Raw genomic sequence first — 9,236 nt, 5'->3', positions numbered from 1 at the left:
TAATACTCCTGTAGCAGGGTTAAACGTTTTAATTGTTTCGCCAGTACTACTTTTCACTTTTTCTCCATTAATAATTAAATGATAAAAATCACGTTTCATCGATTCTTGCCCTACTTCATTTTCACGAATTGTTGTCATAAGATTTTCTCCCCCTATTGTCCTGTATAAACAGGTTTTCTCTTTTCCATGAATGCATTGAGACCTTCACGGTGATCATTTGTTAGACCTGCAATTCTTTGTCCTTGAGCTTCTTGTTCAAGATAGTCTTCAAAAGTAAGGTTGCTTGCTGAATTGATTGAGCGTTTAATTAAGCCAATTGCTTTTGTTGGTAGCGCGGCAATTCGAGATGCAAATGCAGTCACACCTTCTGTCCATGTTTCTTCAGAAATCAGTTGATTTGCCAGACCCAGATCAACAGCAACAGCTGCTGGCACTTTTTCTCCTAAAATCGAAAGCTCCAAAGCTTTTGAATGTCCAACGAGTTGAGTTAAATAATAGAGATTTCCTGAATCAGGAATGAGTCCAACATGTATAAAAGCATTCAAAAAACTACCACGTTCTGAAACAACTCTGAAGTCACAAGCAAGCGCAAGACTGAATCCTGCTCCTGCAGCTACACCATTTACTGCTGCAATAATTGGTTTTTCACATTGCCTAATTTGTTTAATCATGGGACCGTAGTGGTCTCTTAACACTTGACCATGGTCCATATGTTCATCAACTTCAGATAAATCCTGGCCTGAACAAAATGCTCTACCTTCTCCGGTGATAACAATACAACGAACTTGATCGTCATAAGTAGCTGCTTTTATCGCTTCTTTCACTTCACGATTCATTTGTGCGGTAAAAGCATTTAATTTGTCAGGTCTGTTTAAATAGAGCCATGCAATGTTGTCTTTAACGTCGTATCTAATCGTCTCAAACATAGAACACTCTCCTTATTTGCCTTTATAATCCGGTTTTCTTTTTTCAATAAATGCGTTCATGCCCTCTTTTTGATCTTGTGTTGCAAATAACAAATAGAAGTTTTTCCGTTCATATTGCATGCCTTCATATAAAGAAGAATCTACTGCCTTATTTACTGAATCTTTTATGAGCCGCATTGATAGTGGTGGTTGTTTAGCTAATCTGCCTGCAAACTTCAGAGTTTCTTCCACTAATAGTTCTGGAGCGACAATTTTATTAATGATTCCATGTTCGAGAGCTACTTCAGTTGAAATACGCTCGCCAGTCCATAGCCATTCTAATGCTTTCGTACGACCAACAAGTTTCGTCAGACGCTGTGTCCCACCTGCACCTGGCATGACCCCAAGACCTACCTCGGGAAATGAAAATTCCGTATTACTTGCCGATATTAGCAAATCACAGCAAAGGGCAAGTTCGAATCCACCACCGAAAACAAACCCATGAACTGCACCAATGATTGGCTTTTTAATGAGYGCTAAACGATCCCATTCTGCAAATTGATTCAGTAATTCAAGGCTGATTGGATTAGCTTCAGTCATTTCGTCGATGTCTGCACCAGCTGAAAAGGCTCGACCTTTTCCTATCAAGACAATGACACGGACATTTTCGTCACGATCAAAAGCTTCCATAGCCACAACTATTTCGCTTATCATTTTCGTATTCAAAGAATTTAATTGACGGGGGCGATTAAGTTCTATTACCGCAGTACTTCCCATTAAAGTAGTTTCAATGAAATCAAAACTTTCCATTACGCATCTTCACCAATCATAAGTGTGACTAAGTTACCCGCAAATCCCATTAGGTCCTTGCCAGAAGCTTTCCCTTCAGGTGAACGAACGCCTTGTTGCAATGATTCCAAATCATCGTAAACCATCTCACACATAAGGTAGTATTTTCCTTCTCCCCCCATTGGTGATCCAGTCATTTTTGTTACTTTCATTTCTCTAAGTCCAGGAATTTTCGCTGTAAGCGGTCCGTGAACGTTGAAGTAATGATTATCAAATTCCTCTTTGTTTTCAGGATGTTTGTACAATGCGATTAATTTAGCCATTTAGTATTCTCCTCACTTCACATTAGGGTAGAAACAGGTTTCATTGCTTCAAATACATTTTTACAAGACTTACAATACAAAATGCTTCTGCATGCAGTCGGTCCAAAAATATTATCCATTGTTACATATGTAGATCCACAATATGCGCAATCTACATGCCATGAGCCATCTTCTTCAAAATGGCGTGGTGGTGGAGCAATTCCAAATGCTCGTAAACCGACATGTCCTTTTTCGGTTATCCGATCAGACGTCCAAGGTGGATGAAAAACGAATTCGACTAAAACTTCGCCCACTCCCGGCAGTTCATTCACAGCATTCATCGTATTTTTCTTGATGATTTCGAGTGCTGGACAGCCAAGAAAAGTCGGCAAGAGAACTACTTTTACGTTATTTCCTTCAGTAGTAACTTTCTCAACCATGCCAAGGTCAATAATGCTGACAGAGTCAATCTCTGGATCTTTTACATGTATAAGTACTTCAAATACTTGCTCTGYAGAAACTTTTCCAAATGTAGTCATTACCGTACCCCTTTCCGTCAGCTGATTACCAGATAGCGACTGGATCGAGCAAGTAAACTTCAGAAAGTGTGGTAAGTGCTTCACCCAAGTCTTTCGTGTGTTCACCCATTCTTCCATTTTTCGCAGGTGAGTCAGGGATCTTCGGTAATTCCAATTGAAGAGTAGTAAAAACTGGCTCTATACTTGCTGTCCAGTTTGCCTTCATTTCTTCCTCAGTACCTATGAGTTTAGTCATCTCAATCGCTAGTTTTTGATTGCCATATGAGAAGACATCACCAAAGTCATTCATCACGAGCTTAAGTGCTGCATTCATCTTATTTTTCGCGATATCTGTTGAGCTCATTAGCTGCTTAAACCATATTTCCCAGTGCAGTCTGTGATAATAAAGTTCGATTCTCACTTTTACAGCTGCTTCAGCGAGTGGCTTATATGAACTTCCACACAATGAATCGATCTTTACTTTTTTCGCCTGTGTATATAGATAACTTCTAACCACTGCATATGCCCAGTCATAATGAGGCGTTTCCATATAATAACCTTCGCCATTCACCCGCTCGGTCAATATACTGTTTCTTCTGTCGAATGCCTTGCGGGAGTGAGCAAGATCATTAGCATTTCCCGCTCCCAAATCTTCAAGAAGTGTGTAGAACATTGCCGCATGGCCCATGCTGTCTTGACTAATTGATGATGAAGCGATATCCGCTTCGATATGGGGAGCGAGTCCTAGCCATTCTGATCCCCGGTAGGCATACATAAAGTCATCATCTGCCAACTGGAATAACAAGCTCGTGATAGCTTCTCTATTTTCTAAGGTCAAATCATTTTGACTGACGCTCATTTTCTTCTCCTCCCCATGACAGAATTTCTTTTTCATCTAGCACTTCTTGTTCATACATACGCCACTTTTTCTTTAAATAGCCATACCCCTTGGTCGTGCGATAATCTTTGTTTTCAAGACGTCCGAGTGTCATTTTCTCTTCGTTACTCATTTTTCTAAGATGTTTTCTATTTACAATCCAAATGTCAGCAACCGGCTCACGGCGCATAAAGTTTTCCTGTGCCATAATAAATGCCATTTCTTCATTTGGAGCCAGTAAGCTGAATTGGTGCTGCAAGACTGAACTCGTGGTCCGTTTGCTAAAGACTTCATATTCTTGGTAAAATGTTTTCTCTTCCCCCATGTTATCTGACTCCTTTMTTTATCTGACTGAATGACTAAGTGCGTCCCTCACCCATGAATTATATTCATAAGATTGTCGGCGTAAGTTCAGACGTGCTTCTGAACGAGGTCCCTGATTTTTAATGATTTTCTTAAATTCATTCCAATCTGGTTGTTTATATGACCACATTTGATTTTCTTTATCGAAGTGCATTGTTGGATCTGGAATGGTCAAACCAAGTGATAAAATTCGCGGAATGTATTTGTCAAAAAAGAGCTGTCTAAATTCTTCATTTGTTTTCGTTCGGATTTTATATCTTATTGTTAAATCTTGTTTGGAAGAGCCCGTTGTTTCCTTGCTAGCTGGGCCAAAGAACATCAGGAGAGCTTCCCACCAACGATTTAATGACTCCTGGATCATAGCTTTTTGTTGATCTGTTCCTTCTGTTAACGCCATGATAATGGATTCTCCATGCTGAGCATGAAATACTTCTTCTGCACAAATGCGTTGAAGTGCTCTTGCGTATGGTCCGTATGAAGCTTTTAGCATATTCGTCTGTGTAATGATTGCAGCTCCATCAACAAGCCAGCCGATAATTCCAGCATCTGCCCAAGATTTTGTTTCCATGTGAAAGACATTGTGGAACTTTAAATCTCCATTAAATAAATCCTGCATTAAATCCCCACGGTTTTTGCCATATGGTTCTAGTAAATCTTCGGTTACTCGAAGTAGAAGTTGGCCATGCCCCATTTCGTCCTGCACTTTTGCCATAATGCCAAGCTTTCTATATAGAGATGGAGCTTTTGGTACCCATTCTTTCTCAGGTAATGCCCCCATTATTTCACTCATCCCATGCATTGAAATCAATTTAATCAAGGTCTGCCTATAATCTTCAGGCATCCAATCATCTGCTTCGATTTTTTCTCCAGCTTCAATACGTTGCATAAAGTTTGCTAACTGATTTTCATCAGAGATTGTGTTTAAACCCGTCATTCCATATCCCCCTTTATTTAAGGTATGCTTCCTCATCATTTCATATAACGATTTCATAACGTTAATATATATCACTGTTATATTTATTGCAAGGTAATTCAGATAATTCGATATATTTTATGCTTTTCTCCACAAGTTTTTATGAATAACACCCGGTCGGCGATTCATTAAAAGCATCTTCTAGATCATCATTTAAGTTCATGCTCTATTAGCTTCTATGAATATCTCAACGAATTTTATGCGATTTTCATGGCAGCAATTGTTTTGTTTCACCTCTCCGTTTAAAAATGGGCACCGTGATAGGGCGTTAACCAACTTCTTTGGCTACCGAATAATCTTGAGCATGACAGTTTTCTTTATGATGAAGGAGGCATTGATTATGTAACACTTGTTGAACTAGATGAAAATGAAGTACCGGAAGATGGAATCTCTTTTCCCACTTTTTTAGGATGCGGATAAGGTAAATAAGCAAACAGGATAAATAGCTGAAATGATTTCTTATAAATCACCTTATTTATTGCATAACAGAAATAAAGAAAAGAGCGAAATCCTTGTAATAAAAGGATTTCGCTCTTTTTCGTTCATATCAACACTTCTTGGTTTACGTTTGTATCTATTAACCACTCAGTTATTTCATTTAGATGTGCCACTGCATCTTTATAGCCTTGATTATATAACAGAGTAAGTTTTTCAGGGTTGCGTTCAATTCGTCCGATATTAAATGTCTGACTTGGGCGAATAACGATTGCTTTTTTCTCTTCTTCTAATTTTTCTATGAAATCTAATGTTTCATTATATAGCTGATACCTATGCTCTAAAGCATTTCCTAATCCTTTGAAATCTTTGTAGAAGGAAGAAGTTAATTTTGAAAATGAGGATTTTGATTTGCGATATCCTTTTTCTTTTGTTAAGACAATAATGGGCTTTTCAACTAGATCAGTAAGTGCCTTCCGAATAGGAATTGGATCACTTATACTTCCGTCCATTAATAGGTGTCCTTCATATTCAATTGCACGCGACATAAATGGTAATGAGCTAGAAGCACGAATAATGGTTAGAATATCTTTTGAAGATATCGATTTATTGAAATAAACGGGCTCCCCAGTCAAACAATCGGTCGTTCCAATAACAAATTCCTCCGTTGCTTGGTTAAAGCGATTAAAATCAAAAGGAACCAAAGTATTTGGGATTTCATTGAAAATAAGATTCATCCCAAATAGTTCTCTTTTCAGAAAAAGATTTTTAACGGAAATGTAATCTGGGTGTTTAATATATCCGATGGTTACTTGACGATTTCGACCTGGTTGTCTTGAAATATAAGATGCTGCGTTACACGCTCCCGCTGAAACTCCTATCACATAGTCTGGAAACAATCCATTTTCTAGAAAACATTCTAATACACCGGCTGTATAAACGCCACGCATCCCGCCACCTTCTAAAATCAAACCACTTTTCATTGCTTTATCCTTCTTTCCACATACTCATTTATACGATACTAAAGTTTCCTGCTTTATGATTTAGAGTTCGTTTTACGTAAAGGGCTCTTTCTTTTTGCATGCTTTTTCAAGCCATTAACACTCTTGTGACACCTAATGAGAATAGGCAAATCCACAGGAACAACGATTTCCTCCTAATAAAAGATGATAAGAAGCTGGAAACTCTTGATTTACACGCTGAACTTCTTCTGCGAATTCTTCACTATCTTTAGGTACTAGTGAAAGAACATTTGCTTTTTCTTGTGTATCAATATGTGCACCAGGCGGCACGAATCGATTCTTTGCAATACGTACACCGTTTGTCACGACTGCATTGTACGAAATAAAAGCACCTTCTTCGACAATCGCGTTATATACAATGGATTTAAATCCCACAAATACTTTATTACCGATATAACAAGGACCATGTACCAACGCACCATGTGCAATAGTAACTTCATTTCCAACAAAAATTGAATAGTTACTTCTTCCCACAGTAAATCTTTTATTTATTAAACCATGTAAAATAACTCCTTCTTGAAGATTTACATTAGAGCCTATATAAAAAGGCGTTCCCTCATCTGCACGTATACTTACATTGGAAGCAACATACACATTATCTCTAATGAACACATCACCAATTACACTAGAAAATGGGCTAATAAAAGCTGTGTAATCAATCGTTGGGTACCGTTCCACGGGATTAAAAGAAGTGATTGGGTTGGGACTAATAAATGGTTTGAAACAATTGAAGGAATCATTTTCCCTTGACAATTTGACACCTCTTCCTTTATAAAATTTCTATATATTTTATGTGAAAGAGAATAATTATAGTATGAGCAACTTTATGAGCACGTTCACATTAATATGAGGTACAAATGGACAGAAACAAGACTCCCCGTAAAAATAAAAGGGATGTGACAAAGTCACATCCCTTTCTTACTTATTCATTAGGCAAAGGTGCAGTATGTTTCTATCCAAATCGATGATTCGATTTTAAAGTGCTTTGTCGTCAATTGAGTTGAGCCATTGTTCAATTGGTCCAATTACGGATTCAACACAACCTTCTTCGAATGGAGAGATTAGATTTGCTTCTTTGACTAGACTAGTAAAGGACAAGCTCCCACCCAATTTACATAAGTGAACATAATCTGCCCATGCCTCTTCACGGTTTTCTTGTGTTCGTTTAAAGAACTGGAATGCGCATATTTGAGCCAATGTATAATCGATGTAATAAAATGGGCTTTGGTAAATATGTCCTTGACGTTGCCAGAATCCGCCTCTGTTTAAATAATCGTTCCCGTCATAGTCACGGTTTGGTAAATATTTTTCTTCTAGCTCTTTCCATGCCAGTTTGCGTTCTGCTGCAGTCGCTTCAGGGTTTTCATAAATAAAGTGTTGGAATTCATCTACTGCCACGCCGTATGGTAAAAATTCAAGCGAATTGCTCAAATGAGAGAATTTATATTTATCCGTGTCTTCTTTGAAAAAATTATCCATCCATGGCCATGTTAAAAACTCCATACTCATCGAATGTATTTCACATGCTTCAAATGTTGGCCAAATGTACTCTGGAATTTCATAATGACGACTTGAAAACACTTGGAACGCATGTCCTGCTTCATGTGTTAGCACATCGATGTCTCCTGAAGTACCGTTAAAGTTCGAAAAAATGTAAGGTGCTTTGTAATCATCGATATACGTACAATATCCCCCACTAGCTTTCCCTTTTTTAGCGACAAGATCCATTAAGTTGTTGTCGATCATGAAATCAAAGAATTCACTTGTTTCAACAGATAATTCATCATACATCTTTTTGCCACCTTCAATAATCCACTCAGGCGACCCTTTAGGTGTGGCATTTCCCGTTGTGTAATTGAATGATTCATCGTAGTATTTTAAGTCCTCTACACCAATTCGTTTTTGTTGACGTTCTTTTAATTTTGATGCAAGTGGAACGATGAATTCCTTCACTTGGTCACGGAATTTCTTGACCATCGTTGCATCATAATCCGTTCGAATCATTCGATAATAGCCTAGTTCTACAAAGTTTTTATATCCTAATGTGTGGGCAATTTCTGTACGGACCTTTACTAAATCATCAAAAATACGATCAAGTTGATCTTCGTTCTCAGCAAAGAAACTAAAGTAAGCTTCTTTTGCTTTCTTCCGCATGTTACGATCTGTCGATTCTGTAAAAGGCTGCATTTGGGCAAGTGTTCGTTCTTCTTCTTCAAATTCAATTTTTGCTGATGCTATCAATTGTTGATATTCAGATGTTAATTTATTTTCTTTTTGCAACATTGGGATAACGTCAGAAGAAAATGACTTAATTTGAGCTTCAGCAATGGCAAATAATTGATTTCCCCATTTTGCTTCTAATTCAGTTCGGAATGAAGAACCCACTAACGCTTTGTAATAGTTTGTAACTAAATCGTCCACTTTTGGACTTAGTTCGTCCAGATAGTCTCTTTCAGCTTTGTAGAATTCATCATTTGTATCAATCGAATTTCGAACATAAACGAGATTCATCATTGTTCCTAAATTGTTCCTAATGTCATTAATGGACTTCATTGCATCACTTTGCTCATCTACACTAGTAGCATTTGTAAAACGACTTAATGCTACTTTAAACTTGTTTTCAATTTCTTCAAATTCTGGTCTTTTATAAGTAAACTCTTCAAATTTTGTAACCAATTCTTATCCAACCCCTATTTTTTAATAATCGTCATACATGAATATCATAGTATTCATTTCTACTAACTATTCCTTAGTTTACTATTTTTTTCAAATGTTTCAACAAGATAAAATTTTTATATTAGGAATTTTTCGATAAGTTATGAATGAAAATGCATAAAATCACAGTAAGATGGGATTTATTTGCGAGAATACAAAAAACTCCCCCATTTAAAAAACATAAATGGGGGAGTTTGAAACAGTAACTCTAATAGTTTTAGCTCATTTGCATTGTCTTCTCATTAAACCAATTTCTCCACAAAATTAAGCAAAGTATTTTTCGAGTGGTTTCCAATAATTTTCATGCCATCCAGCTCCTAGATGCTCTCCTTGACCT

At 37.4% G+C, this 9,236-nt stretch carries 10 protein-coding genes; all 10 read right to left on the bottom strand.

The features are described from left to right. Window positions 1–152: 152 nt before the first annotated feature. Window positions 153–926, bottom strand: coding sequence for an enoyl-CoA hydratase-related protein (locus tag AC1DOS_RS15160; RefSeq protein ID WP_477538172.1), 774 nt, complete (start codon window positions 924–926; stop codon window positions 153–155). Between the two features lie 12 nt (window positions 927–938). Next, window positions 939–1,715: an enoyl-CoA hydratase/isomerase family protein gene (locus tag AC1DOS_RS15155; RefSeq protein WP_477538171.1), complete on the bottom strand. Its 777-nt coding sequence runs from the start codon at window positions 1,713–1,715 to the stop codon at window positions 939–941. Continuing rightward, window positions 1,715–2,017: an EthD family reductase gene (locus AC1DOS_RS15150; protein WP_108585736.1), complete on the bottom strand. Its 303-nt coding sequence runs from the start codon at window positions 2,015–2,017 to the stop codon at window positions 1,715–1,717. The genes AC1DOS_RS15155 and AC1DOS_RS15150 overlap by 1 nt, the downstream gene beginning before the upstream one ends. Before the next feature lie 17 nt (window positions 2,018–2,034). Then, the gene (paaD, locus tag AC1DOS_RS15145) at window positions 2,035–2,535 is read right to left on the bottom strand and encodes a 1,2-phenylacetyl-CoA epoxidase subunit PaaD (RefSeq protein ID WP_477538170.1); all 501 of its coding nucleotides are present in this window, start codon (window positions 2,533–2,535) and stop codon (window positions 2,035–2,037) included. 25 nt (window positions 2,536–2,560) lie between these two features. Beyond that, entirely contained in the window at window positions 2,561–3,373 is an 813-nt protein-coding gene (gene paaC / locus AC1DOS_RS15140; RefSeq protein ID WP_477538169.1) for a 1,2-phenylacetyl-CoA epoxidase subunit PaaC, read from the bottom strand. Further along, window positions 3,354–3,716 (bottom strand): 1,2-phenylacetyl-CoA epoxidase subunit PaaB, encoded by a 363-nt coding sequence (paaB, locus tag AC1DOS_RS15135; RefSeq protein WP_477538168.1) that lies wholly within the window; start codon window positions 3,714–3,716, stop codon window positions 3,354–3,356. Before paaB ends, paaC begins: the two co-directional genes overlap by 20 nt. An 18-nt stretch (window positions 3,717–3,734) precedes the next feature. Next, on the bottom strand, window positions 3,735–4,688 hold the full coding sequence (gene paaA, locus AC1DOS_RS15130) for a 1,2-phenylacetyl-CoA epoxidase subunit PaaA (RefSeq protein WP_477538167.1): 954 nt from the start codon (window positions 4,686–4,688) through the stop codon (window positions 3,735–3,737). A 581-nt stretch (window positions 4,689–5,269) separates the two neighbouring features. Beyond that, window positions 5,270–6,145, bottom strand: a complete 876-nt coding sequence (locus AC1DOS_RS15125; protein WP_477538166.1) for a patatin-like phospholipase family protein — start codon at window positions 6,143–6,145, stop codon at window positions 5,270–5,272. A 132-nt stretch (window positions 6,146–6,277) separates the two neighbouring features. Further along, window positions 6,278–6,937 carry an LbetaH domain-containing protein gene (locus tag AC1DOS_RS15120; RefSeq protein ID WP_477538165.1) on the bottom strand — a complete coding sequence of 220 codons (660 nt, stop codon included), beginning with the start codon at window positions 6,935–6,937 and terminating at the stop codon, window positions 6,278–6,280. Window positions 6,938–7,159: 222 nt separating this feature from the next. Beyond that, the gene (locus AC1DOS_RS15115; RefSeq protein WP_477538164.1) at window positions 7,160–8,860 is read right to left on the bottom strand and encodes a M3 family oligoendopeptidase; all 1,701 of its coding nucleotides are present in this window, start codon (window positions 8,858–8,860) and stop codon (window positions 7,160–7,162) included. Window positions 8,861–9,236: the final 376 nt, after the last annotated feature.

This window comes from Paenisporosarcina sp. P5_A11 (genome assembly GCF_056400705.1).
Note: the sequence above shows the minus strand (reverse complement) of the source record. Positions and strands in the feature narration are given on the sequence as shown.